Source organism: Streptomyces sp. NPDC027663, assembly GCF_055566415.1.
Window position 1 is genome coordinate 216,998 of sequence record NZ_JBVHSK010000002.1, and the last position, 23,413, is coordinate 240,410.

Consider the following 23,413-nt stretch of genomic DNA (forward strand, 5'->3'; position numbering starts at 1 on the left):
GCATCCCTCCCCGACCATGCCTGTCCGGGCTCGGAGCCTAGGGCGGGTGGTCGGGGGTGCGGCGCCTATGACCTGAGGATTAGCACATTCGGGTGATGGTCCGGGGCAGCCGCCCGCGGGTCAGTTCTCCGGGGCGGTGACGGTGACGTCGTGATCCGGCACCGTGTGCCCGGAGCGGATCAGTTCGATCCGCCCCATGACCTTGGCGCGCAGGTCGGCGGGCACGTCGTCATGTCCGCAGCACCGCTTGACCAGCTTCTTCACGGCCTGCTCCAGGCCGTACTTCTCCAGGCACGGCGAGCATTCCTCGAAGTGGTGCTGGAACTTGTCGCGATCGATGTCCGGCATCTCGCTGTCGAGGAACTCGTACAGGTGGTCGAGGACCTCACTGCAGTCCGTCTCGTGCGGCTCTCCGCAGCTCATGAGCCCGAGCCTTTCGCTTCGTTCGACTCTCCGGCGCCGGCCGGGACCAGTCCGCGTTCACGGGCGTAGTCCTCCAGCATGCCGCGCAGTTGACGGCGGCCCCGGTGCAGCCGGGACATCACCGTTCCGATGGGTGTCCCCATGATGTCCGCGATCTCCTTGTACGCAAAGCCCTCTACATCCGCGAGGTAGACGGCGATGCGGAACTCCTCGGGGATCGCCTGCAGGGCTTCCTTCACGTCCGAGTCGGGCAGGTGGTCGAGCGCCTGCGACTCGGCGGAGCGCAGACCGGTCGACATGTGCGACTCGGCGCGGGCCAGCTGCCAGTCCTCGATCTCCTCCGCGGCGGAGCGCTGCGGCTCACGCTGCTTCTTGCGGTAGGAGTTGATGAAGGTGTTGGTGAGGATCCGGTACAGCCACGCCTTGAGGTTGGTGCCCTCACGGAACTGGTGGAAGGACGCGTAGGCCTTGGCGTACGTCTCCTGCACCAGGTCCTCGGCGTCGGCCGGGTTGCGCGTCATGCGCAGGGCCGCCGAGTACATCTGGTCGAGGAATTCGAGCGCGTCCCGCTCGAAGCGCGCGCTGCGCTCCGCGCTGGACTCGGAGGAAGCCTCCGCGCTCACGCCCTGGCCCTCGGGCAGCTCCGCCTGGCCGTTGTCGGTCCCTGCGTCGGTCCCAGTGACCGGACCCACCTCCTCAAGATCCTGGGCAGGACCGAGACCGGTCCCACTCGTTTCGGAGGATAGAACACGACCCGTGCCTGCCGCGCCTCGAATAGGCGCGGTCTTGGCCGCGTGCAGCACCGTCCAGTCCAGGTCAGTGCTGCGCTGACGGCTCGGGCATACGGTCGAACCCATGCGGCGGACTTCCTCTCCTGCGACGTCGGTGCCGAGGCCTCAGCACTTCTGTCCGCCACAACAGCGGGCCCCCACCCGGCATTCCCGCCCGTCACCCGAGTGACGCGATCCACTCCACCACGGCGCCGGTGATGATCCCCAGGGCCTGCTCCTGCGTGGTGCCGGCGCGCTTGGGCACGGCGAAGCCGTGATCGCCGAAGGGCACCTCGACCAGTTCGTAGGACCCCTCGGGGAACTCCGCCGGCTTCCCGAAGGGGTCGTTGCCGCCCTGCACGACCAGCGTGGGCACCCCGGCGCCCAGCAGCTCCTGCGCGCGGGACTTCTCCGGCTTGCCCGGCGGGTGCAGCGGGAAGCTCAGGGCGAGCACGGCGTGCGCGCCCAGCTCGGTCGCCGTACGGCAGGCGACCCGGGCGCCCGCGCTGCGGCCGGCGGAGATCACCGGCAGGCCGGGCCCGGTGAGCTGGGGCCACACTCCGCGCCACCCGGTGTCCAGGGTCTTCGGCGCGGGCGCGACCTTCTTGCCGGCGACCCGCCAGGGCTGCTCGACGAGCGCGACGGTCACGCCCTGCGCGGGCAGCGTCCGCGCGAGGGCCTGCAGGTCCCGGGCCTCGATACCGCCGCCGGCGCCGTGGCCGACGGCGAGGACCAGCCGGGGCCGCCGTGCCGTGTGCCAGGTGATGCGGGCGTCCCCGGCGTCGGTCCGGACCGTTTCGGTCACGGCGGCGGTCACGCCTGCGCTCACGTCTGCGCTCACGTCTTCGGTCACATCTGCGGTCACGTCTTCGGTCACGTCAGAAAAGTGTGCCCTCTTCCGGTGCCTCCAGCTCCTTCAGCAGCTCCGGGCCGTTGTTGCGGACGTTGCTGACGGCGGTGGAGACCGGGTAGGCGCGCATCAGGCCGGCCGGCGGCGGGGCCAGCAGGTCACGCAGGTCGTCGGGGTCGGTGCGGCCCGGGTCCAGCCAGGCGTCCCAGCGGTCCGGGGTGAGCATCAGGGGCATCCGGGGGTGGATCTCGGCGAGCGCGTGCGGGCCCTCTGCCGGGGCCACGGCCAGCGGGGTCTTCTCCGCCTCGGTGGTGATCACCGAGCACGTGACCCACCAGGCCCCCGGGTGGTCGTCGGGCAGGGTGCGGTCGCGCCAGAACTCGTACAGGCCCGCCATCGCGAACACCGAGCCGTCGGCGGGCAGTACGAAGTACGGCTGCTTGCGCGGCCGCTTCTTCCTGCCCTCGACCTCCAGCTCGCGCTCCTGCTTGCCGGTGACCCACTCGTAGTAGCCGTCGGCGGGGATGATGCAGCGGCGGGCTGCGAAGGCACGGCGGTAGGAGGGCTTCTCGTGCACGGTCTCCGCGCGGGCGTTGATCATCCGGGCACCGCCCTCGGGGGTCTTGGACCAGGACGGGACCAGTCCCCACTTCAGCTTCCGCAGCTGCCGAACCGGGCGCGGGGAGTCCGCGTCCTTCAGGGGACGGTCGAGAACGGCGTAGACCTCCTTGGTCGGCGCCACGTTGTAGTCGGGCTCCAAGGTCTCCTCGGGCTCCCACTTCTCGATCTCGAAGACCCCTGCGAGATCCTCGGGCCTACGACTCGATGCATACCGTCCGCACATACGTGCCACACTGCCAGACTCCGTACCGGAACAGGGGGCCACTCAGACATATGGCAAGCCTCGCCGCCACCGCGCTGCCCGACATCTGGGACCGGCTCACCGGCACCCAGCCCGACCCCGATCTGTGGGTGGTGCTGGCCACCCTGGCCGCCGCGCTCGCCGTCGTCGTCCCGCACCCGCTGTGGCGGACGTCCCGCAACGCGATCACTATCGCGCACGAGGGCGGGCACGGCCTCGTCGCCCTGCTCACCGGCCGGCAGCTCACCGGCATCCGGCTGCACTCCGACACCAGCGGGCTCACCCTGAGCCGGGGCAAGCCGTACGGGCTCGGCATGATCCTGACTGCCGCCGCCGGGTACACCGCCCCCTCGCTGCTCGGTCTCGGCGGGGCCGCGCTGCTGGCCGCCGGCCGCATCACGGTCCTGCTGTGGGTGGCCACGGCGCTGCTGGTGTCGATGCTGGTGATGATCCGCAACGCGTACGGCGTCCTGACCGTGGTCCTCGCGGGCGGGGCCTTCCTGCTGGTGTCCTGGCTGGCAGGGCCGCAGGTGCAGGCGGCGTTCGCGTACGCGGTGGTGTGGTTCCTGCTGTTCGGCGGGGTACGGCCGCCGTTCGAGCTGCAGGCCAAGCGGTCGCGGGAGGGCGCCGGGGACTCGGACGCGGACCAGCTGTCCCGGCTGACGCACGTACCGGCGGGCCTGTGGCTGTTCCTGTTCCATGCGGTGTCGCTGTGCTCGCTGATAGGCGGGGGCCGCTGGCTGCTGGAGGTCTGACAAGCGTCACGGGCGCGGGTACGGCGCGACCGGCCCTCACGGCGCCGCACCCGAACAGCGACCGGCCGCCCCCTCGCCCTCCTTATACAGTGGCCCCATGGCCCCGAACACCGCCCCCACCGCCCTCTGGCCCGCCCCGCACGCGAGCGGGGCCGTCGACGCGACGGTCCACGTGCCCGGGTCCAAGTCGGTCACCAACCGCGCCCTGGTGCTGGCCGCCCTGGCCTCCGAGCCCGGCTGGCTGCGCCGCCCGCTGCGTTCCCGCGACACCCTGCTGATGGCCGGTGCGCTGCGTGCGATGGGCGTGGAGATCGAGGAGGGGGTGGGCCCGGACGGCACCGGCGAGGCGTGGCGGGTGCTGCCCACGGGCCTGCGCGGCCCGGCCACCGTGGATGTCGGCAACGCCGGCACCGTGATGCGCTTCCTGCCCCCGGTGGCTGCGCTGGCCGACGGTCCGATCCGGTTCGACGGTGACCCGCGGTCGTACGAGCGTCCCCTGAACGGTGTGATCGACGCACTGCGCGCGCTGGGCGCCCGGATCGACGACGACGGCCGTGGCGCGCTGCCGCTGACCGTGCACGGCGGCGGTGCCCTGGAAGGCGGCCCGGTGTCGATCGACGCCTCCTCGTCCTCCCAGTTCGTGTCGGCCCTGCTGCTCTCCGGACCGCGTTTCAACCAGGGCGTCGAGGTACGGCACACCGGCACCTCCCTGCCCTCGATGCCGCACATCCGGATGACCGTCGACATGCTGCGCGCGGTCGGCGCCCAGGTGGACACCCCGGAGTCGGGCGGTGAGCCGAACGTGTGGCGGGTGACGCCGGGCGCGCTGCTCGGCCGGGACCTGACGATCGAACCGGACCTGTCCAACGCCCAGCCGTTCCTGGCGGCGGCCCTGGTCACCGGCGGCAAGGTGCTGATCCCGGACTGGCCGGCCCGCACCACTCAGCCGGGTGACCGGCTGCGGGAGATCTTCACCGAGATGGGCGGTTCCTGCGAACTCACCGAGTACGGGCTGGAGTTCGCCGGTTCGGGAGCGGTCCACGGCATCGACGTGGACCTGGGCGACGTGGGTGAGCTGACCCCGGGCATCGCCGCGGTCGCCGCGCTCGCCGACTCGCCGTCCACCCTGCGGGGCGTGGCCCATCTGCGGCTGCACGAGACGGACCGGCTGGCCGCGCTCACCAAGGAGATCAACGAGCTGGGCGGTGACGTCACCGAGACGGCCGACGGCCTCCACATCCGCCCGCGCAAGCTGCACGGCGGCATCTTCCACACCTACGAGGACCACCGCATGGCGACCGCCGGTGCGATCATCGGCCTGGCGGTCGAGGGCGTGCAGATCGAGAACGTGGCGACGACCGCGAAGACTCTGCCGGACTTCCCCGAACTGTGGACCGGGATGCTCGGGCAGTAGGGACGTACGCCATGCGCCGCTACGGCAAGCACACCGACGAGGACGACATCCGCAGCCGCCCCAACCGCAAGGGCAACCGGCCACGGACGAACATCCGGCCCAAGCACGAGGACGCTGCGGAGGGCATGGTCCTGACCGTCGACCGGGGGCGGCTGACCTGCCTGGTGGAGGACCGGGCCATCGTCGCGATGAAGGCCCGCGAGCTGGGCCGCAAGGCCGCCGTGGTGGGCGACCGGGTGGCCCTGGTCGGTGACCTGTCCGGCAAGAAGGACACGCTCGCGCGGATCGTCCGCATCGAGGAGCGGTCCTCGGTGCTGCGCCGTACGGCCGACGACGACGATCCGTACGAGCGCGTGGTCGTCGCCAACGCCGACCAGCTGGCGATCGTCACGGCCCTGGCCGACCCGGAACCCCGCCCCCGCCTGATCGACCGCTGTCTGGTCGCGGCCTTCGACGGCGGCCTGGAGCCGTTGCTGGTGATGACCAAGTCGGACCTGGCCTCGCCGGACAAGCTGCTGGAACTGTACGGCGCCCTGGACATCCCGTACGTCGTGACCAGCCGCGAGGAGCTGGAGAACGGGGACGCGGCGGACCGGGTGCGCACCCTCCTGGACGGCAGGGTCACCGCTTTCGTGGGCCACTCGGGCGTCGGCAAGACGACGCTGGTCAACGCGCTCGTCCCGGAGGAGCGCCGGCGTACGACGGGACATGTGAACGCGGTGACCGGCCGCGGCCGCCACACCACCACCTCGGCGCTGGCCCTGCCGTTGAGCAGCGCGGGCGGCTGGGTCGTGGACACCCCGGGCATCCGTTCGTTCGGCCTCGCGCACATCGATCCCTCCCGGGTGATCCACGCCTTCCCGGACCTCGAGTCCGGCACGGAGGGCTGCCCGCGCGCGTGCAGCCACGACGAGCCGGACTGCGCGCTGGACGCGTGGGTCGAGGAGGGTCATGCGGACCCGGCCCGGCTGTACTCGCTGCGCCGGCTGCTGGCCACGCGGGAGCGCCGGGAAGGCGACTGACCACCGCGTTGTTTGCCCGGGCGGCAGGCCGGTAAGTGCATAATCGCACCGAGCCGGAGAGCCGGATCAACGGGAGGACCGCACATGGCGTGGCTGCTGGTCATAGTGGCCGGGATTCTGGAGACCGGTTTCGCCGTGTGCCTGAAGCTCTCGCACGGGTTCACCCGCCTGTGGCCGACGATCGCCTTCGCGACGTTCGCACTCGGCAGCTTCGGTCTGCTGACCCTCTCGCTGCGGAAACTCGACGTCGGCCCCGCCTACGCCGTGTGGACCGGCATCGGTGCCGCCGGCACCGCGATCTACGGCATGGTCTTCCTGGGCGACCTGGTGTCCACCCTGAAGATCGTCTCCATCAGCCTGGTCATCGTCGGGGTGATCGGCCTGCAGCTGTCGGGGTCGGCCCACTAGGGGGCGGGCGGCGACAGGCGCGACAGGCGCGACAGGCGCGACAGGCGCGACAGGCGCGACAGGCGCGACAGGCGCGACAGGCGCGACAGGCGCGACAGGCGCGACAGCGGGGGGATACGCGTGGGACCGGACGGAGCGGAAGCGGACGGCGTGGGTTCTCAGGGCCGGGGACGGGACGGGCACGGCCGTCCGTCCCGGCACCACGATGCGGGACGTTGGCTGGCCGAGTTCGCGGGGCGCATGCTGGTGGTCTGCCCTCGCTGCTCCGGCCGCGCCCACATCGTTCCCCGGCCCGGGCTCCCCGCCCCCAAATCCTTTGCGGAGCTGCTGTTCCGGCCGCGCCGGCTGACCTGTCCGGCGTGCGGCGCCGTGGCCGACTGGGCGGCGGACATGCGCGGCGGCGGGCTCGTCGCGGCTCAACTGGGCGGCACCGAAGACCCCTTCTTCGGACAGCCGCTGTGGCTCCAGACACGGTGTGCCGGGCGCATCCTGTGGGCGTACGACGAGGAACACATCGAGGCGCTGGCGGCGTATGTCGGCGCCGCGCTGCGCGAGCGCGGCGGCACGCGTCCGACGAGGGCGATGTTCGCTCGGCTTCCCCGCTGGATGAAGGAGTCCCGCCATCGCGCCGAGGTGCTGGCCGGCTTGGAGAGGCTGCGCACGCTGTCCCGGCGTTCGGCGCCGGCCGACCGGTCCGACGCCGCCCATGTACACGGCTACCGCCCCCGGCTGTACGGAGGCCTGTACTTCCGGGGCGGGCCGTACTAGGGGGCGACGGCCGACGTGGCCGCCGGCCGGCTAGACCAGCTGCCGGGGCAGTACCGCACGGACCATCTCCGCCATGCCGCCCTCCGGGGGTGGCGCCGCCACGCAGGACAGGGCGAGGCGTACGACCAGTTCACAGGAGCGGAGCAGTTCGGCGGTGTCGGCCGCGCCGATGCGGCCGGCGCCGGGACCCGTTCCGGTACCGGGACCCGTTCCGGTGTTGGTGCCGGTGACGCTGTGGGTGGCCGTGCCGGTATTGGTGCCGGTGCCGGTCTTGGTGCCCGTGCCGGAGTTGATGCCGGTGACGCTGTGTGGGCCCGTGCCGGAGTTGGTGCCGGTGACGCTGTGTGGGCCCGTGCCGGAGTTGGTGCCGGTGACGCTGCGGGTACCGGCGCTGTTGCCGGTGTTGGTGCCGGCCAGCGCGGTCACCGCGCGGTCCCGGACGATCCGGACGAAGTCGCGGGGCGCCGGCAGCGGCCCGTCCGCCCGGCGCTGCGCAGGCACCACGGACGTGGAGGGTACGGCGGTGAGCACCGGGGTGGGCAGCCGCTCACTCCAGCAGCCGGTGAGCATGGCCCGGACCAGCGCGTTCTCCCGGGCGGCCGCGGCCGTCCACTCGACGGTGGCGGTGAGCCGCTCCCCCGGTTCGGCGGAGCTGCCGAGCGCCCGCTCCACCCCGGCGAGGTAGCCGTCGGCCTCCCGCCGGACCAGGGCACGGGCCAGCCCGTCTTTGCTGCCGAACTCGTTGTACAGGGTCTGCCGGGACACACCGGCCGACGCGGCGACGTCGACCATCCGCACCGCGGACCACGGCCGGCGCGCGAGCGCCGTATAGGCGGCGTCCAGCAGGGACTCCCGGGCAGCAGGCATCCTCGCCTCCTCGGGGCACAGCGACTCTGCGCCCAGATTTGACGCGCTCGTATGCACTGTCAAGGGTTCGCGCTGTACGCCGGTTGCGTATCGGCCGTCCGCCACGCCACCCTGCCCCGCCTCACCCCTGTGGCCCCGCGCCCGTCAGGACCGATACCGTTCCTCACATGCCGGACTATCTCGACGACCTCCGCCTCGCCCACGTCCTCGCGGACGCGGCCGACGCCGCCACCATGGCCCGCTTCAAGGCACTCGACCTCAAGGTGGAGACGAAGCCGGACATGACCCCGGTGAGCGAAGCGGACAAGGCGGCGGAAGAACTGATCCGCGGCCAGCTGCAGCGCGCCCGCCCGCGGGACGCGGTCCTCGGCGAGGAGTACGGCGTCGAGGGCACCGGCCCCCGCCGCTGGGTGATCGACCCGATCGACGGCACCAAGAACTACGTCCGCGGCGTCCCGGTCTGGGCCACGCTCATCTCCCTGATGGAGGCCGGCGGCGCCGGCTCCTCCCGCTCGGGCGCGGCCGAGAGCGGGGGCGGCTTCCAGCCCGTCGTCGGCGTCGTCTCCGCCCCCGCTCTCGGCCGCCGCTGGTGGGCCGCGAAGGGCCACGGCGCCTTCACCGGCCGCAACCTCACTTCCGCGACCCGTATCCACGCCTCCCGCGTCGGCAAGCTCGCGGACGCCTCGTTCGCGTACTCCTCGCTCTCCGGCTGGGAGGAGCGGGGCCGGCTCGACGGCTTCCTGGACCTCACCCGCCAGGTGTGGCGCACGCGCGCGTACGGCGACTTCTGGCCGTACATGATGGTCGCCGAGGGTTCCGTCGACATCTGCGCGGAGCCGGAGCTGTCCCTGTGGGACATGGCCGCGAACGCGATCATCGTCACCGAGGCGGGCGGCACCTTCACCGGTCTCGACGGCCGCCCGGGTCCGCACAGCGGCGACGCGGCGGCGTCCAACGGCCTGCTGCACGACGAGTTGCTGGACCGTCTCAACCAGCGCGGCTGAGGACGGCAGCACTCTCCCGGTACGCCCTCAACTGGCGCCGCGCGCCCCCTTGTTGACCCGTCCTTTACCTGGCACTCTGAGTCCACCCCCACTTGTGAACTTGTGAATCGCTGCACAACGCGCGATTCCTAGGAGGTGGCCCATCCATGCTCGTCCGTGACGCCATGAGCACGGTGATACTCACCCTCGGCCCCGCACACACCCTTCGCCAGGCAGCCGCCCTGATGTCCGCCCGCCGCGTCGGCGCCGCAGTGGTCCTCGACCCGGACGCCGGCGGCATAGGCATCCTCACCGAACGCGACATCCTCAACTCCGTCGGCCTCGGCCAGAACCCGGACACGGAACCCACCCACGCCCACACCACCACCGACGTCGTCTTCGCCACACCGGCCTGGACCCTCCAGGACGCGGCGCGCGCCATGGCGCACGGAGGCTTCAGGCACCTGGTCGTCCTGGATCGCGGCGAGGTGGCCGGGATCGTCTCGGTCCGCGACATCATCCGTTGCTGGGTCCCGGCCCGCGAACCCACACCGGCGCTCTGAACCTGCGAAGCGGGCCGGACCCCGAGCACCGTGGGGTCCGGCCCGCCCAGCCGCGAAGGCGGCCGGCTCAGCCGCGCAGCGCCCGCACCGCCGCCTCCAGCCGCTTGCCGAAGTCGGCGTCGGCGCCGGCGAAGTTACCGATCGCCCGCTCGACGATGTCCGCGCGCGTGACCGGCGCCATGGCGCCCGCCAGGTTGGCGACCAGCCGCTCCTTCTCCTCCTCCGACATCAGCCGGTAGAGGTTGCCCGCCTGCACGAAGTCGTCGTCCTCCGCGTGCACCGGGGTCGGGTGGTTGCCAGTGCCGCCCGCGAATCCGTCGAACGGCTGCCACAGCGGGCGGCCGGTCTGCCGCGGCCCGCCGAAGCTGTTCGGCTCGTAGTTCTTCGCCCCGCCGTGCCGGCCGTCGTAGAGGTGGCCGTCCCGGGAGTTGGTGCGCGCCTCGGTGGCGTGCGGGCGGTTCACCGGCAGATGGTCGGCGTTGATGCCGACGCGGTAGCGGTGCGCGTCGCCGTAGGCGAAGAGCCGGCCCTGGAGCATCTTGTCGGGCGACGGGCCGATGCCGGGCACGAAGTGCGCCGGGGAGAAGACCGACTGCTCGACCTCGGCGAAGACGTTCTGCGGGTTGCGGTTCAGCTCCAGCGTGCCGATCTCGATGACCGGGTAGTCCGCGTGCGGCCAGACCTTGGTCAGGTCGAACGGGTTGAAGCGGTACGTCGCCGCGTCCGCCGCAGGCATGATCTGTACGCCCACGGTCCAGCTCGGGAACTCGCCGCGCTCGATCGCCTCGCGCAGGTCGCGCTGGTGCGAGTCGGGGTCCTTGCCCGCGAGGACCTCGGCCTCCTCGGCCGTGAGGTTCTTGATCCCCTGGTCGGTCTTGAAGTGGTACTTGACCCAGAAGACCTCTCCGGCCTCGTTGCTCCACTGGAAGGTGTGCGAGCCGAAGCCGTCCATGTGGCGGTACGACGCCGGGATGCCGCGGTCACCGAAGAGCCAGGTCACCTGGTGGGTCGACTCCGGCGACAGCGACCAGAAGTCCCAGACGTTGTCGGCTTCCGTGCTGCCGGTGTACGGGTCGCGCTTCTGGGTGTGGATGAAGTCCGGGAACTTGATCGCGTCCCGGATGAAGAAGACCGGGGTGTTGTTCCCGACGAGGTCGTAGTTGCCCTCTTCGGTGTAGAACTTCAGCGCGAAACCACGCGGGTCGCGGACGGCGTCCGCGGCGCCCAGGTTGCCGGCCACGGTCGAGAAGCGCAGGAAGACCTCGGTCTCCTTGCCGACCTGGGAGAGGAACGCGGCGCGCGTGTACGGCGTGACGTCGGCGGTCACGGTGAAGGTGCCGTAGGCGCCGGCGCCGCGGGCGTGCACCACGCGCTCCGGGATGCGCTCCCGGTTGAAGTGGGCCAGCTTCTCCAGCAGCAACTGGTCCTGGACCAGGACCGGCCCACCGACGCCCGCCGTCTCGCTGTTCTGGTTGTCGGCGACCGGAGCCCCGGCCTCCGTGGTGAGCGGTCCCTGCGACACGTGCGCCTCCTGTGTCATCGCCGGTCAGTTCTCTGTGATCACTGACCAGTCCTGTCCTGTAACCAAATCCGGTCCCGATCCTACAATGGACTTTGTCTAAGTCAAACGTCGATCCAAAGTCACACCTATTCCCGACCTGGTCCCCCTTCCTGTTACGCTGGTGGCCATGAGCGACCTTCTGGAACGGCTGCGTGGACGCGGATGGCGGATGACCGCGCAGCGACGCGTGGTGGCCGAGGTCCTGAACGGCGAGCACGTCCATCTGACGGCCGACGAGGTCCATGCGAGGGCCGTCGCGAAGCTGCCGGAGATCTCCCGGGCGACCGTCTACAACACGCTGGGCGAGCTGGTCTCCCTCGGCGAAGTACTGGAAGTCACGACGGACAAGCGCGCCAAGCGGTACGACCCGAACGCACACCAGCCGCACCACCACCTGGTCTGCGCCCGGTGCGGCGCGATCCGCGACGTCCACCCGACGGGCAACCCGCTCGCCGACCTCCCCGCCACCGAGCGCTTCGGCTTCACGGTGTCGGACGTCGAGGTGACGTACCGGGGGCTGTGCCCGGACTGCGCGGGCGCGTAGCCCACTCGCTTCCCTGGAGCCCCGGCATCCGCCGGGGCTCTTCGCGTATCCGCGGGCGCCTCGTGTGCGTACACAAACACCGAGGGCCGGAACCCATCTCTGGATTCCGGCCCTCGGCCTTCAGTAGCGGGGACAGGATTTGAACCTGCGACCTCTGGGTTATGAGCCCAGCGAGCTACCGAGCTGCTCCACCCCGCGTCGGTGAACACGACATTACGTGAGGCGGGTGCCCGGATGCAAATCGCTTGGCGACGTGCTCCTGCGAGCGGGGGCGGACGGCCGGACCCCGGCCGTCCGCAGTGGAGCGCCTCGCGACCACGCTCCGCAGCGGAGCGCCTCGCGACCACGCTCACCTCACGCCGACAGTTCCTCTCGCAGCGCGTCCCGCAACCGCCCCGCCCGCTCGGCCACCTCCGCCGGCCCCAGTGCCACCGCCCGGTCGGCCCACCTCTGCCCCTCCGCCAGCTCGCCGCGACGCGCGTAGACAAGGGCCAGCCGCAGTGCCGCCCGGCCATGCCCGGCGTCGGCGGCCCGGGCCCACCACACCGCCGCCTCCGGCTCGCTCCCCTCGCGGGCGAGCAGCAGTCCCAGATTGAAGGCGCCGTTGCGCGACCCGGCCTCGGCCGCCGCCCGGTACCACCGCGCCGCCTCGACGACATCACCCCGCGCCGCCGCGAGCATGCCGACCCGCACCTGCGCCCGGCGGTGCCCCTGCGAGGCGGCCCGCTCGTACCACTCCTCGCACTCGGCCTTCTCGTGCACGACCTCCCCCAGCTCATGGGCCGGCTCCGGCGGCCGGCGCGCATCCAGCAGGGCGGCCAGCCGGTACGCGCCCTCCGCGCTGCCGCCGCCCGCCGCCCAGCGCAGGTGCCGTTCGGCCTCCGGCTCGTCGCCCTCACGCAGCCGGGCGATCCCGACCTGCAGCGCGGCCTCGGTGTGCCCGGCGGCAGCCGCCTGCTCGTACCAGCGCAGGGCCGTCGTCTCCTCGTCGCGTCCCGCGTAGAGGATGCCGAGGTTGAACGCCGCGTCCACGCTCCCGGCTTCCGCGGCCTTGGAGAACCACGGCTCCGCACCGGTCGTGTCGCCGCCCTGCAGCAACAGGATGGCGAGCGCGTTCGCGGCCTCCCGGTGCCCGGCGTAGGCGGCCCGCCGGTACCACTGCTCGGCCTGTGCGGTCCGCCCCTGCTCGGCGCTGAGCAGCCCGAGGTTGTACGCCCCGTTGTCGTCACCGGCGTCCAGCGCGGCCCGGTACCAGCGCTCGGCGGTCTGGGTCTCCCCCCGCTCGGCGTGCAGCGCGCCCAGCGCGTTGGCGGCGTTGCCGTCGCCCTCCTGGGCAGCCCGCAGCCACCACACGGCCGCGCTCTCGGTGTCGCCGGCGTCGCGCAGCAGGAAGCCGAGGGCACAGGCGGCCCGCGGCTCGCCGTCCTTGGCGGAGGTCAGATACCAGCGCCCGGCCTCCTTCAGTTCCCCGCGCTTCTCCAGGATCGCCCCGAGGTGCAGCGCGGCCCGCCGGTGTCCGCGCGCGGCGGCCTGCCGGTACCACTGCTCGGCCTCCGCGACAGCGTTGTCAGCGGCGGTCTCCTCCCCCTGCCCTGACTTGCCGTCGAGAGCGCGCGCCAGCCGGTAGGCGGCCTCCCGGTGCCCCCGCTCGGCGGCGGCCCGCATCCAGTGCTCGGCACCGACGTCCCCGCGGTGCTCCAGCAGGTCGGCAAGCGCGTAGGCACCGAGGGCATGACCCTGCTCGGCGGACTGGCGCAGCCAGTACTCGGCGGCCGGCTCGTCACCGCGCTCGCGGTGGTGGCGGCCCAGTGCGTGCGCGGCGGCAGCGGAACCGGCGACGGCGGCGATCCGCCACCAGCCGGCCGCTTCCTCGGGGTAGCCGCGCTGGTGCAGCAGGACGCCCAGGTTGTTGGCGGCGGCCCGGTCACCGGCCGCGGTGGCGGCGCGCAGGTGGGGTTCGGCTCCGTCGAGGTCACCGCGGCGCAGCAGCATGGCCCCGAGGACGCTCGCCGCTTCGGCGTCACCGCTCTGCGCGGCGACCGCGAGACGCGTCTCCTCGGCGGCTTCCCCCATGTCCACCATTTCGTCGCGGGCCGGCTCTGTACCGGAAGGCTGCACAAATCGCCCTGTCTCGAACAGAGTTGCCTTGTCCCCCATAACGTCCATCGTCGCACCACCTGCAACCTGGGTACACCCGGTATACCGCAGCCCGTGAGGTCACTTCAGCGTTTTGTCGACATGCCCACAGGGAGACAAGTCAAACACACACCGCCCAACTACCCACGCCGGCGCGGCCGTCCCTCCCCTCAGCACATGAGTTCGCACACCACGAAGGCCCGGATCCTTGTCGGATCCGGGCCTTCGACTTCAGTAGCGGGGACAGGATTTGAACCTGCGACCTCTGGGTTATGAGCCCAGCGAGCTACCGAGCTGCTCCACCCCGCGCCGTTGCACGTCAACCGTACCACGCCACGGAGGGCCCTTGATCAACTCCCGTTCTTGTCGCTCGTCTTGTCGCCGTTCTCGTCGCTCGTCTTGTCGCCGTTCTCGTCGCTCGCCTTGTCGCCGTTCTTGTCGGCACCATCGGCCTTGCCGGCCTTGTCGGCGTCGGACTGTGCCGCCTCGGCGCGCTTCAGCGCGTCCTGCAGATCCTTCTGCGCCTTGGCGTACGCGTCCCAGTCCGGTCCGTCCTTCAGCGCCTGCTGCCCGGCGTCGAACGCCTTCTGGGCCTCTTGCAGTGCCTGCTTGACCGTCGGATTGCCGGTGTCGGGAGGGTTGGTGGCGCCGGTGTCCGGCGGCCTGGTCGAACTCTGCACCCCGAACACCTCGTTGAGCGCCTCGTCCAGGGTGTTCTTGAAGGCGGTCTTGCCCTCGTAGGTGACCAGGACCTTCCTCAGCAACGGGTACTTGAGGGAACCACCGCGGACGTAGACGGGCTCCGCGTACAGCAGTCCCCCGTCGAGCGGCACGGTCAGCAGATTGCCGTACTCGACCTTCGAATGCCCTCGGCTGAGCAGGCTGATGGTCTCGGCGATGTCCGATTCGGAGTTGAACTGGCTCTGGACCTGCTTGGGGCCGTCGACGGTCGTGCTCGTCGGCAGCTTCAGGACTCTGATCTTGCCGTAGTCGCCGGTGCGCGGGTCGGAGTCGACGGCCATGAAGGCGCTGAGGTTGTCCCGTCCGTTGGGCGTGAGCGTGGTCGTCAGCGAGAACGCCTTGATGTTCTGGCCCGGCATCTTCATGCTCAGGTAGTACGGCGGCACCGCACTGCCCGAGTCGTTGGTCGGGTCGTCCGGGACCTCCCAGACCTCGCTGCCGCTGAGGAACGTCTGCGCGTCCGGCACGTGGTAGCGGGTGAGCAGCTCGCGCTGGACCTTGAACAGGTCCTGCGGGTAGCGGAGGTGGGCCATCAGCTCCGCGGAGATGTCCGAGCGGGGCTCGACGGTGCCGGGGAAGGCCTTCATCCAGGTCTTCAGCACCGGGTCCTTGGTGTCCCACTGGTAGAGCTTGACGTCGCCGGTGTACGCGTCGACGGTCGCCTTCACCGAGTTGCGGATGTAGTTGACCTGGTTCTGCTGCGCCACGACGGCACGGGAGTCGTTGTTCGCGGTCAGCGAGTCGGCCGTCGTGTCACCGAGGGTCGTCCGGGAGGCGTACGGGTAGCCGTTCGTGGTCGTGTACGCGTCCACGATCCACTGGATCCGGTGGTTCACCACGGCCGGGTAGGCGTCGCCGTCGATGGTCAGCCAGGGGGCGACCGCCTCCACGCGCTCCTTGGGCGTGCGGTTGTACAGGATCCGCGAGCCCTTGCCGATCGCGCCCGAGTAGAGGATCTGCGGTTCGTTGAACGCCACCGCGTATGCGGCCCGGTTGAGCGGGTTGTCGAGGTTGACCCCGCTCTTGCCCTTGTAGCTGGTGGTCTCCTCGCGCTCGTTGTCGGAGTAGTCGACCTCCTTCTGGGGTCCTCCGACGATCGAGTACGTGGAGGTCTTCTCGCCGTAGTAGACCCGCTGCTCGTAGGACCCGAGGTCGCCCTGGGACGGCAGGTTCTTCTCGGTGAAGACCGGCCGGCCCTTGGCGTCGGCCTCGGTGCCCTTGGCGGCGACCACGCCGAAGCCGTGCGTGTAGCGGAAGTGGTCGTTGATCCAGTTGTTCTTCGGGATGCCGTCCAGATTCAGCTCACGCAGACCGAGGACGGTGTCCTGCTCGTCGCCGTCCTTCGGGTACCGGTCGACGTCGAGGTTGGTCGGGAACCCGTAGTAGCCCTTCATCTGCTGGAGCTGCTGGAACGTCGGCGAGACGACGTTCGGGTCCATGATGCGGATGCTGGCCGTGTCGTCGACCTTGTCGCGCAGTGCGGTCTTGTCCGGGGTCGCGGACTTGCCCGAGTACTCGGTGATCTCGGCGTCGTCGATGCCGTACGCCTCACGGGTCGCCTTGAGGTTCTTCTGGACGTACGGCGCTTCCTTGGCCTGCTCGTTCGGCTCGACCTGGAACTTCTGCACGATGGCCGGGTACAGGCCGCCGATCAGGATCGCCGACAGGACCATCAGGCCGAAGCCGATGACCGGCAGCTGCCAGGTACGCCGCCAGAGGGTGGCGAAGAACAGCAGCGCGCAGATGAGGGCGATGCAGAACAGGATCGTCTTCGCCTGCAGGTAGGCGTTGGCGTCGACGTAGCGCAGGCCGGTCCAGTTGTCGGTCGCCTTGAAGTCGCTGGACTTCACGGCGAGCCCGTACCGGTCGAGCCAGTAGGCGACCGCCTTCAGGGCCACGAAGAGGCCGAGCAGCACCGACAGGTGGCCGGTCGCGGCGGCGGTGGCCCGCGCGCCGGGGCTCGTGACGCGCAGTCCGCCGTACAGGTAGTGGGTGAGCGCGGCGGCGATCAGGCACAGGATGGCCGTGGCGAAGCCGAAGCCCAGCAGGAACCGGTACCAGGGCAGATCGAAGGCGTAGAACGAGACGTCGAGGTGGAACTGCGGGTCCTGCTGGTGGAAGGGCACGCCGTTGACCCACATCAGCCAGGTCCGCCACTGGCCCGACGCCGAGGCACCGGCGATGAGCCCGACGAGGGAGGTCAACGCGAGCAGCAGCCACTTCTTGTACGGCGCGATGCCCATCCGGTACCGGTCGAGGCTCTGCTGCTCCATGGACATGGCGCTCAGCGGGGGCCGCAGCCGGTGCGCGAGCCAGATGTTGAAGCCGACCGCGAGCGCCATCAGCAGGCCGAAGACGAAGAACAGCCCGATCTTGGTGGACAGGGTGGTGGTGAACACGGACGAGTAGTGCACCGACCGGTACCACAGCCAGTCCGTCCAGAACCCCGCGAACATGGTGAACGCCATGCCGAGAACGGCAAGGACGCCCAGTGTCACGAGCAGGGTCCGAACGCGCCGGGACGGGCGGCCCGCTCTGATCCGCGGCCCTGTCGGGCCTCCACCGCGGTCCGGCATCTGGAAAGCCAAGGTGCGCACCTCGAAGTTCGCTGTCGATCCGTCAGACCCTCGGGTTCGCGGGCCCGCCGTGGCCCCCCGTGATCGCGGGCCCACACCTATGCAACTTACTCACGGTTTACTCGGTTCCCGATTCCGGCCGGGAACGAGGCAGGATTGTGACCATGTCCAACACTCCCATGGCAGCGAGCCCGCTCACCCGGGCCGTACTCGAGATCGACGAGTACGTCTCCGGCCTCGGCTGGGACCGGCCCGCTCGCCTCTTCGCCCTCGTAGACACCGCACGGCTGCGGGCTCAGGAACCTTCGCTCGCGGCCCAGCTGGGCCTGCAGGACGAGTCCGAGACCGCCGGTCTCACCCCGATCGAGCAGGAGGAGATCTCGTCCGCCAAGCCGCTGGACGAGTTCCTCGGCACCATCGCCTGGCCCGACGCGGTCGTCGGCTGCGCGCTCACCGTGGAGCGCCTGATGCTGCCGCCGTCCGCCGAGGCGCAGGTCCCCTCCGGGCTGGACGACACCAGGCTCGCCAAGTGGGTGGCCCAGCACCCCGAGCGCCAGGAGGTCCGCATGACGGTGGCGGTGCTGCGCGACGGCAGCCGCGAGTCGGCGCTGCGGCTGCGTGAGAAGGACTCCCCGACGGAGGTCCTGACCGGCCCCGACCTGGTGCCGGGCCTCGCGGAGGCGCTGGCGGCGACGTTCGCGGACTGATCCCGCCCGCCGCGGTACGGCGACGGGGGCGCCCCTGACACCCGGGGAGCGCCCCCGGCCGGCATGCCCGGGGAGCGTCCCCGGCCGTTGTCCCGGACCGCTCAGCCCTTGGTGGTGCATTTCGGCAGGTCGGCGGTGTTCCCGCTGCGGATGTCCTTCAGCGCGTCGAGCGCGTCCCCGATCTTCTTGACCTTGACCAGGGTGAGCCCGCCCGGGGTGTCCTTGGCGGCGGCCGCGCAGTTGTCGGCGGGCGTCAGGAAGTAGCGCGCGCCCTTCTCGCGGGCGCCGACGGTCTTCATCTCGATGCCGCCGATCGGGCCGACCGTGCCGTTGTCGTCGATGGTGCCGGTGCCGGCGACGAACTTGCCGCCGGTGAGGCTGCCCGGGGTGAGCTTGTCGTAGATGCCGAGCGCGAACATCAGACCGGCGCTGGGGCCGCCGACGTCGGCGAGCTTGATGTCGATGGTGAACGGGAAGGTGTGGTCGGTCCCGGCGGAGATGCCGACGATGGCCCGCTTGACGCCGCTGTCGTCCGAGGTCGCCGTGGGGATGGTGATGTTCTGCGTCTTGGTCGCCGTCCGGTTCGCCTTCTCCGCGGCTGCCTGTTCCTTGACCGGGACGACGGTGAAGACGACGTTCTGCCCGGGCTTGTGCTTGGTGACGAACTTGGCGACGTCGGAGGGCTGCTTCACGGCCGCGCCGTCGACCGCCTTGATCACGTCACCGGCGTGCAGCTTGCCCTCGGCCGGGGAGTCCTTCACGACCGTGGAGACGATCACCCAGGACTTCACCGGGATGCCCAGTTCCTTCAGGGCGGCGACCTTGGCGCTCTCCTGGGACTGGCTGAACTCCTCCGCGTTCTCCTGGGTGGACTGCTCCTCGGTCTTGCCGTCGGGGTACAGCGTGTCGTGCGGGACGATCTTGCTGTCGTGCGCCAGCCAGCCGTAGACCGCCTCGACCAGGTTCATCCGGTAGTCCGCGCTGGTGACCCGGACGGTGGTCATGTTCAGGTGGCCGTCCGTCGGATAGGTCTTGTGCCCCGAGATCTGCAGCACCGGCTCGCCGCCGTGCTCCGCCAGCGTGTTCACGGTCGGGCCGGGAGACATCTCCGAGTACGGCACGGGGATGAGCACTCCCGCGCACAGGAGCGCGATCAGCATCAGGGTGGAGGCGAGCATCGTCGCGGTGCGGCGTGGCATGCATCGACAGTACGGGACGCCGCTGTCAGCGCACCGTCAGGGCTGCCGTCAGGCTCCGCCCGCTCCCGGGTGGGGCTTCTCCATGGCTTCGCGGAACCGGGCGTATCCGTCCAGCTCAGGGCCGTCACCGCGCGCCTTGCGCGTCCGGTTGGCCCAACTGCCCCAGAGTCCGCCGCCGATCGCAGCCACAAGCGGAATCAGCAGCCAGACAAGCACCGCCATGCCGACCTCCATACGCCATGAGCGTCCGCAACTGACTGATCAGCAGATTAACCATCCGCACGGACAACGCTCACGCTAGGGTGCCGGTTACGCAACCGGAGGGGACCGTGCGCCCCGTGTGACGCAAACGGAGGACCGGGGGGCGCCGATCGGGGCAGGGGCCGCTTCTCGGGGATCAGCAGGCGCCGACCCACTCCTCGGTGCCGTCCGAGAACTTCTGGTGCTTCCAGATGGGCACCTCGTGCTTGAGGTCGTCGATCAGCTTGCGGCAGGCCTCGAACGCCTCCCCGCGGTGCGCGCAGGCCACGGCGACGACCACGGCGAGATCCCCGACCCCGAGGTCCCCCACCCGGTGGACGGCGGCCAGCGCCCGCACGGGGTAGTCCGCGACGACCTTTTCGGCGATCCGCCGCATCTCGGCCTCGGCACTGGGATGGCACGAATACCCGAGCGCGTCCACATCGGCACCCTCGTCGTGGTTCCGCACGGTCCCCACGAACAGGGCGATGCCGCCGGCCGCGTGGTCCCCGACGGCCTGGAACACCTCGTCCACGGAGAGCGCGCTCTCCCGGATGGCGATCAGCTTGATGGGCTCCTGCGCCGCCTGCTCACCGGGGTGGTCGTTCGTGAGTGCCATGCGTCCATCGTGCCGCACGCCCCCGACCGGAGGGAATGCGAGATTCACCAGTCACGCGCGCGGGGGCGTTTGGAGTGTCCTACAGAGAACGCGGCTGCTGAGCGATCCCACCGCCCGGGCGCCCGGCACCTCACACCCGCCGGCGGGCCTTCCGGGCCCGCCGGACCACAGCGGCAGCGCCGAGCAGCGCCACCGTCGCGCCCGCCGCACCCGCGGCCGTCGCGTCCTTGCGTCCCAGCCGCCGCCCGGCCACCGTGTGCCGCCCGGACACCTCCTCCAGCAGCTCCGCGAGCACCTCCTCGTTGGTCCACTTCGGCCGCCACCCGGCATCGTGCAGCCGGCTCCCGCTGACCACCCAGGGGTACATCGTGTACGCCAGGTCCCCGGCCGGGGACGGAGTGAGCCCGATCCGGTGCAGCCGCGCCGCTGCGCCCAGGGCGACCGCGGACGGCAGCTCCATCCGCCGGATCCCGCTCAGCTCCTCGACCTCCTCCTGCTCCAGCCACCCGTCGCAGCCGACGGCCAGTTCCCCGTCGACCTTCTCCAGTACGGCGTACTCCAGGGCGCTGCACAGATCCTCCACGTGGCAGAACTGCCACGCGGGCCGCGACCCGGCGACGACGAGCAGCCGCGGCGACTCGAAGTAGCGGGTCAGGGCGGTGTCGGTGCCGCCCACCAGCACCGCGGGCCGCACCACGGTGACGTTCAGCCCGGGGTGGGCCCGGGGCGCGCGCCGCGCCAGCCGCTCGATCTCCAGCAGGTCGCCGACGCCGGTGGCCTCGGCGGTCGCGCGCAGCTCGGCGTCCTCCGACAGCGGCAGCTCGTTGTCCGGCAGCGCCCCGTAGACCATCGTCGAGGTGCACAGCACCACCCGGTGCACGCCGGCCGCCGCGGCGGCCGTCAGGACGGTCTGTGTCCCCCGGACGTTGTAAGCGGTGCGCGCCGCCGGATCGGTCTCCAGATCGAGGTCGAGCGCGAGGTGGACGACCACGTCGGCGCCCCGCAGCTTGTCCGCGATCGCGGGGTCGCGGACGTCGAGGATGTGCCACTGCGCGTCGGCGCACTCGCCGCGCCGCTCGTCGATGGCGAGGACCTGTCTGATCTCCTCCGACGCGGCGAGCCGCTCGGTGAGCAGGGCGCCGACCCCGGTCGCTGCGCCGGTCACCGCGACGACGGGCCCGCGCACGGCGGGAGGGGTTGAAGGGTTTCGCGCTGCGCGAACCTGCGGATCTGGGGAACTCACCGGGCGTCTCCAGCGGTTGTCTTCAATACGGGCGCGAGTGACGCGTACGTACCAGGTGCATCCATCCTGCCGCAGGCCTTCCGTGGGCGAAGCACCGAGGCCCGATCGGGTTCAGGTGTCTACGCTGGGTGGTGTTGTCGGGCAGCCGCGCCGCCGGAGCAACCGGTGGCCTTACCAGCCGAGGAATCCCGTGAGTGACACCCCATTCGGTTTCGGCCTTCCGCCGGAGGAGCCGGAAGACGGCGACGAGGGCAAGAAGAAGGACCAGCAGAGCGGTGGTGGGCAGGGACCGGCCAATCCGTTCGGTTTCGGCGGCCTGCCCGGAGCCGGAGGCTTTGGCGGCCCCGGTGCCGACAACCCGCTCGCAGCCATGTTCGGTTCCCTGAACCCCACCGACCTGGGCGCGGCGTTCCAGCAACTGGGCCAGATGCTTTCGTACGAGGGCGGGCCGGTGAACTGGGACATGGCCAAGCAGATCGCCCGCCAGACGGTCTCCCAGGGCACCGCGGACGGCACGAAGGACGCCAGCGTCGGCCCCGCCGAGCGCAGGGCGGTCGAGGAGGCCGTCCGCCTGGCCGACCTGTGGCTGGACGACGCGACGTCCCTGCCGTCGGGCTCCGGCTCGGCGGTGGCCTGGTCGCGCGCGGAGTGGGTCGAGGCGACCCTGCCGGCCTGGCAGGAGCTGGTCGACCCGGTCGCCGAGCGGGTCGGCGCGGCCATGGGCGACGTGCTGCCGGAGGAGATGCAGGCCATGGCGGGCCCGCTGATCGGCATGATGCGCTCGATGGGCGGCGCCATGTTCGGCACGCAGATCGGGCAGGCCGTCGGCGTGCTCGCGGGCGAGGTCGTCGGTTCGACCGACATCGGCCTGCCGCTGGGCCCGGCCGGCAAGGCCGCCCTGCTCCCGGCCAACGTGGAGGCGTTCGGCAAGGACCTGGGCGTGCCGCAGGAGGAGGTGCGGCTGTACCTGGCCCTGCGCGAGGCCGCCCACCAGCGCCTGTTCGCGCACGTGCCGTGGCTGCGCTCGCACCTGTTCGGCGCGGTCGACGGCTATGCGCGCGGGATCAAGGTCGACACGGCCAAGCTGGAGGACGTGGTCGGCCAGTTCGACCCGCAGAACCCCGAGCAGCTGCAGGACGCGCTCCAGCAGGGCATGTTCCAGCCGGAGGACACGCCCGAGCAGAAGGCCGCCCTGGCCCGGCTGGAAACCGCTCTGGCGCTCGTGGAGGGCTGGGTGGACGCGGTGGTCCACGCCGCCGCGAAGCCCCGCCTGTCGTCCGCCGACGCCCTGCGCGAGACGCTGCGCCGCCGCCGTGCCACCGGCGGCCCCGCGGAGCAGACGTTCGCCACGCTGATCGGCCTGGAGCTGCGCCCCCGCCGTCTGCGCGACGCCTCCCGCCTGTGGGCCTCGCTGACGGACGCCCGCGGGGTGGAGGGCCGGGACGGCCTGTGGGCCCACCCGGACATGCTGCCGACCGCGACCGACCTGGACGACCCGGACGGCTTCGTCCACCGCGAGCACATGGACTTCTCCGAACTGGACAAGATGCTCGGGGAGGCGGCGTCCGGCTCGCACGGCAAGCCGGACCTGCACAAGAAGGACGAGGACGACAGCAAGGGCGACGACGCCGAGTGAGCCTGTACGACGACGTGGTCCTCGCCCTGAAGGCGTACGAGGGCCAGGAAGAGCTGCGCCAGGCCTACCTGGACCATCTGACGGCCCACCCGGACGGTGTGTGGAAGGCCTGCGGTGCCGGACATGTCACGGCGAGCGCGATGGTGATCGACACCGAGGGCGGCCGGGTCCTGCTCACCCTGCACCGGAAGCTGCAGATGTGGCTCCAGATGGGCGGCCACTGCGAGCCGGGCGACCCCTCGCTGGAGGCGGCGGCCCTGCGCGAGGCGACCGAGGAGTCCGGCATCGCCGGGCTGACGCTGCTGCCCGGCGGCCCGGTCCGTCTGGACCGGCATGCCATCCCGGCCCCCTGCCACTGGCACTTCGACGTCCAGTACGCCGTCCTGGCCCCGCCCGGCGCGGTGCAGGCGATCAGCGACGAGTCGCTCGACCTGCGCTGGTACGGCTACGACGAGGTGGCGGACGTGGCGGACGAGTCGGTCGTACGTCTGCTGGAGGCCACGCGCGCCAGGCTCTGAACGTGTGA

23 protein-coding genes and 2 tRNA genes are annotated in these 23,413 nt (G+C 71.2%); 11 read left to right on the forward strand and 14 right to left on the reverse strand.

Annotated features, from left to right (window positions below):
- Nucleotides 1–120 precede the first annotated feature (120 nt).
- The 4 genes from rsrA to ACZ4SF_RS05855 all read right to left on the reverse strand — a co-directional run bounded on the left by rsrA (nucleotide 121) and on the right by ACZ4SF_RS05855 (nucleotide 2,887).
- Nucleotides 121–423 (reverse strand): mycothiol system anti-sigma-R factor, encoded by a 303-nt coding sequence (gene rsrA / locus ACZ4SF_RS05840; RefSeq protein ID WP_468378763.1) that lies wholly within the window; start codon nucleotides 421–423, stop codon nucleotides 121–123.
- Nucleotides 420–1,115 carry an RNA polymerase sigma factor SigR gene (gene sigR / locus ACZ4SF_RS05845; RefSeq protein ID WP_468378765.1) on the reverse strand — a complete coding sequence of 232 codons (696 nt, stop codon included), beginning with the start codon at nucleotides 1,113–1,115 and terminating at the stop codon, nucleotides 420–422. Before sigR ends, rsrA begins: the two co-directional genes overlap by 4 nt.
- A 256-nt stretch (nucleotides 1,116–1,371) precedes the next feature.
- Nucleotides 1,372–2,034 (reverse strand): alpha/beta hydrolase family protein, encoded by a 663-nt coding sequence (locus tag ACZ4SF_RS05850; RefSeq protein WP_468380371.1) that lies wholly within the window; start codon nucleotides 2,032–2,034, stop codon nucleotides 1,372–1,374.
- Nucleotides 2,035–2,071: 37 nt separating this feature from the next.
- Nucleotides 2,072–2,887 carry an SOS response-associated peptidase gene (locus ACZ4SF_RS05855; protein WP_468378768.1) on the reverse strand — a complete coding sequence of 272 codons (816 nt, stop codon included), beginning with the start codon at nucleotides 2,885–2,887 and terminating at the stop codon, nucleotides 2,072–2,074.
- 50 nt (nucleotides 2,888–2,937) lie between these two features.
- Here ACZ4SF_RS05855 and ACZ4SF_RS05860 point away from each other — a divergent pair, with 50 nt between their 5' ends.
- The 5 genes from ACZ4SF_RS05860 (at nucleotide 2,938) to ACZ4SF_RS05880 (ending at nucleotide 7,272) form a co-directional block, all read left to right on the forward strand.
- On the forward strand, nucleotides 2,938–3,660 hold the full coding sequence (locus ACZ4SF_RS05860; RefSeq protein ID WP_468378770.1) for a M50 family metallopeptidase: 723 nt from the start codon (nucleotides 2,938–2,940) through the stop codon (nucleotides 3,658–3,660).
- A gap of 97 nt (nucleotides 3,661–3,757) precedes the next feature.
- Complete coding sequence (gene aroA, locus ACZ4SF_RS05865) at nucleotides 3,758–5,074, forward strand: 3-phosphoshikimate 1-carboxyvinyltransferase (protein ID WP_468378771.1); 1,317 nt, start codon at nucleotides 3,758–3,760, stop codon at nucleotides 5,072–5,074.
- An 11-nt stretch (nucleotides 5,075–5,085) separates the two neighbouring features.
- Nucleotides 5,086–6,096 carry a ribosome small subunit-dependent GTPase A gene (gene rsgA, locus ACZ4SF_RS05870; RefSeq protein ID WP_468378774.1) on the forward strand — a complete coding sequence of 337 codons (1,011 nt, stop codon included), beginning with the start codon at nucleotides 5,086–5,088 and terminating at the stop codon, nucleotides 6,094–6,096.
- A gap of 84 nt (nucleotides 6,097–6,180) precedes the next feature.
- Complete coding sequence (locus ACZ4SF_RS05875) at nucleotides 6,181–6,504, forward strand: DMT family transporter (RefSeq protein WP_468378776.1); 324 nt, start codon at nucleotides 6,181–6,183, stop codon at nucleotides 6,502–6,504.
- 150 nt (nucleotides 6,505–6,654) lie between these two features.
- Nucleotides 6,655–7,272, forward strand: a complete 618-nt coding sequence (locus tag ACZ4SF_RS05880) for a hypothetical protein (RefSeq protein WP_468378778.1) — start codon at nucleotides 6,655–6,657, stop codon at nucleotides 7,270–7,272.
- 30 nt (nucleotides 7,273–7,302) lie between these two features.
- On the opposite strand, the gene ACZ4SF_RS05885 is transcribed toward ACZ4SF_RS05880, so the two are convergent.
- Nucleotides 7,303–8,139 carry a TetR/AcrR family transcriptional regulator gene (locus ACZ4SF_RS05885; RefSeq protein ID WP_468378780.1) on the reverse strand — a complete coding sequence of 279 codons (837 nt, stop codon included), beginning with the start codon at nucleotides 8,137–8,139 and terminating at the stop codon, nucleotides 7,303–7,305.
- 167 nt (nucleotides 8,140–8,306) lie between these two features.
- Between ACZ4SF_RS05885 and hisN the strand changes: the two genes are divergently transcribed.
- Complete coding sequence (gene hisN, locus ACZ4SF_RS05890; protein ID WP_468378783.1) at nucleotides 8,307–9,143, forward strand: histidinol-phosphatase; 837 nt, start codon at nucleotides 8,307–8,309, stop codon at nucleotides 9,141–9,143.
- A gap of 146 nt (nucleotides 9,144–9,289) precedes the next feature.
- Entirely contained in the window at nucleotides 9,290–9,685 is a 396-nt protein-coding gene (locus ACZ4SF_RS05895) for a CBS domain-containing protein (RefSeq protein ID WP_468378786.1), read from the forward strand.
- Nucleotides 9,686–9,752: 67 nt separating this feature from the next.
- Here ACZ4SF_RS05895 and ACZ4SF_RS05900 read toward each other — a convergent pair whose 3' ends face one another.
- Complete coding sequence (locus ACZ4SF_RS05900) at nucleotides 9,753–11,207, reverse strand: catalase (RefSeq protein WP_468378788.1); 1,455 nt, start codon at nucleotides 11,205–11,207, stop codon at nucleotides 9,753–9,755.
- A gap of 166 nt (nucleotides 11,208–11,373) precedes the next feature.
- Between ACZ4SF_RS05900 and ACZ4SF_RS05905 the strand changes: the two genes are divergently transcribed.
- A complete protein-coding gene (locus ACZ4SF_RS05905) occupies nucleotides 11,374–11,790 on the forward strand; it encodes a Fur family transcriptional regulator (protein ID WP_468378790.1) in 417 nt (138 codons plus the stop codon).
- Nucleotides 11,791–11,914: 124 nt separating this feature from the next.
- On the opposite strand, the gene ACZ4SF_RS05910 is transcribed toward ACZ4SF_RS05905, so the two are convergent.
- The 4 genes from ACZ4SF_RS05910 to ACZ4SF_RS05925 all read right to left on the reverse strand — a co-directional run bounded on the left by ACZ4SF_RS05910 (nucleotide 11,915) and on the right by ACZ4SF_RS05925 (nucleotide 17,243).
- A tRNA-Met gene (locus tag ACZ4SF_RS05910) sits at nucleotides 11,915–11,988 on the reverse strand.
- A 156-nt stretch (nucleotides 11,989–12,144) separates the two neighbouring features.
- Nucleotides 12,145–13,956: a tetratricopeptide repeat protein gene (locus tag ACZ4SF_RS05915; RefSeq protein ID WP_468378792.1), complete on the reverse strand. Its 1,812-nt coding sequence runs from the start codon at nucleotides 13,954–13,956 to the stop codon at nucleotides 12,145–12,147.
- A 205-nt stretch (nucleotides 13,957–14,161) separates the two neighbouring features.
- Nucleotides 14,162–14,235, reverse strand: a tRNA-Met gene (locus ACZ4SF_RS05920).
- A 41-nt stretch (nucleotides 14,236–14,276) separates the two neighbouring features.
- Entirely contained in the window at nucleotides 14,277–17,243 is a 2,967-nt protein-coding gene (locus ACZ4SF_RS05925) for a UPF0182 family membrane protein (RefSeq protein ID WP_468380374.1), read from the reverse strand.
- A 164-nt stretch (nucleotides 17,244–17,407) separates the two neighbouring features.
- On the opposite strand from ACZ4SF_RS05925, the gene ACZ4SF_RS05930 reads away from it, so the two are divergent.
- Complete coding sequence (locus tag ACZ4SF_RS05930) at nucleotides 17,408–17,950, forward strand: PPA1309 family protein (protein WP_468378795.1); 543 nt, start codon at nucleotides 17,408–17,410, stop codon at nucleotides 17,948–17,950.
- A gap of 101 nt (nucleotides 17,951–18,051) precedes the next feature.
- Here the strand turns inward: ACZ4SF_RS05930 and ACZ4SF_RS05935 are convergent, their stop codons facing one another.
- The 4 genes from ACZ4SF_RS05935 to ACZ4SF_RS05950 form a co-directional block, all read right to left on the reverse strand.
- A complete protein-coding gene (locus tag ACZ4SF_RS05935; protein WP_468378797.1) occupies nucleotides 18,052–19,149 on the reverse strand; it encodes a YlbL family protein in 1,098 nt (365 codons plus the stop codon).
- A gap of 48 nt (nucleotides 19,150–19,197) precedes the next feature.
- Entirely contained in the window at nucleotides 19,198–19,371 is a 174-nt protein-coding gene (locus ACZ4SF_RS05940) for a hypothetical protein (RefSeq protein ID WP_468378800.1), read from the reverse strand.
- Between the two features lie 175 nt (nucleotides 19,372–19,546).
- Nucleotides 19,547–20,008 (reverse strand): molybdenum cofactor biosynthesis protein MoaE, encoded by a 462-nt coding sequence (locus ACZ4SF_RS05945; RefSeq protein ID WP_468378802.1) that lies wholly within the window; start codon nucleotides 20,006–20,008, stop codon nucleotides 19,547–19,549.
- 130 nt (nucleotides 20,009–20,138) lie between these two features.
- Entirely contained in the window at nucleotides 20,139–21,251 is a 1,113-nt protein-coding gene (locus tag ACZ4SF_RS05950) for an SDR family oxidoreductase (RefSeq protein ID WP_468378804.1), read from the reverse strand.
- A 190-nt stretch (nucleotides 21,252–21,441) separates the two neighbouring features.
- Here ACZ4SF_RS05950 and ACZ4SF_RS05955 point away from each other — a divergent pair, with 190 nt between their 5' ends.
- Nucleotides 21,442–22,887, forward strand: coding sequence for a zinc-dependent metalloprotease (locus tag ACZ4SF_RS05955; RefSeq protein WP_468378807.1), 1,446 nt, complete (start codon nucleotides 21,442–21,444; stop codon nucleotides 22,885–22,887).
- Entirely contained in the window at nucleotides 22,884–23,405 is a 522-nt protein-coding gene (locus tag ACZ4SF_RS05960; RefSeq protein ID WP_468378810.1) for an NUDIX hydrolase, read from the forward strand. Before ACZ4SF_RS05955 ends, ACZ4SF_RS05960 begins: the two co-directional genes overlap by 4 nt.
- Nucleotides 23,406–23,413 lie beyond the last annotated feature (8 nt).

Coding starts and splice junctions, on each gene's coding strand:
- ACZ4SF_RS05930 (WP_468378795.1), top strand. CDS start 17,408: ATGTCCAACACTCCCATGGCAGCGAGCCCGCTCACCCGGGCCGTACTC.
- rsrA (WP_468378763.1), bottom strand. CDS start 423: ATGAGCTGCGGAGAGCCGCACGAGACGGACTGCAGTGAGGTCCTCGAC.
- hisN (WP_468378783.1), top strand. CDS start 8,307: ATGCCGGACTATCTCGACGACCTCCGCCTCGCCCACGTCCTCGCGGAC.
- rsgA (WP_468378774.1), top strand. CDS start 5,086: ATGCGCCGCTACGGCAAGCACACCGACGAGGACGACATCCGCAGCCGC.
- aroA (WP_468378771.1), top strand. CDS start 3,758: ATGGCCCCGAACACCGCCCCCACCGCCCTCTGGCCCGCCCCGCACGCG.
- ACZ4SF_RS05940 (WP_468378800.1), bottom strand. CDS start 19,371: ATGGCGGTGCTTGTCTGGCTGCTGATTCCGCTTGTGGCTGCGATCGGC.
- ACZ4SF_RS05875 (WP_468378776.1), top strand. CDS start 6,181: ATGGCGTGGCTGCTGGTCATAGTGGCCGGGATTCTGGAGACCGGTTTC.
- ACZ4SF_RS05885 (WP_468378780.1), bottom strand. CDS start 8,139: ATGCCTGCTGCCCGGGAGTCCCTGCTGGACGCCGCCTATACGGCGCTC.
- ACZ4SF_RS05945 (WP_468378802.1), bottom strand. CDS start 20,008: ATGGCACTCACGAACGACCACCCCGGTGAGCAGGCGGCGCAGGAGCCC.
- ACZ4SF_RS05860 (WP_468378770.1), top strand. CDS start 2,938: ATGGCAAGCCTCGCCGCCACCGCGCTGCCCGACATCTGGGACCGGCTC.
- ACZ4SF_RS05855 (WP_468378768.1), bottom strand. CDS start 2,887: ATGTGCGGACGGTATGCATCGAGTCGTAGGCCCGAGGATCTCGCAGGG.
- ACZ4SF_RS05895 (WP_468378786.1), top strand. CDS start 9,290: ATGCTCGTCCGTGACGCCATGAGCACGGTGATACTCACCCTCGGCCCC.
- ACZ4SF_RS05925 (WP_468380374.1), bottom strand. CDS start 17,243: ATGCCGGACCGCGGTGGAGGCCCGACAGGGCCGCGGATCAGAGCGGGC.
- ACZ4SF_RS05915 (WP_468378792.1), bottom strand. CDS start 13,956: ATGGACGTTATGGGGGACAAGGCAACTCTGTTCGAGACAGGGCGATTT.
- ACZ4SF_RS05935 (WP_468378797.1), bottom strand. CDS start 19,149: ATGCCACGCCGCACCGCGACGATGCTCGCCTCCACCCTGATGCTGATC.
- ACZ4SF_RS05905 (WP_468378790.1), top strand. CDS start 11,374: ATGAGCGACCTTCTGGAACGGCTGCGTGGACGCGGATGGCGGATGACC.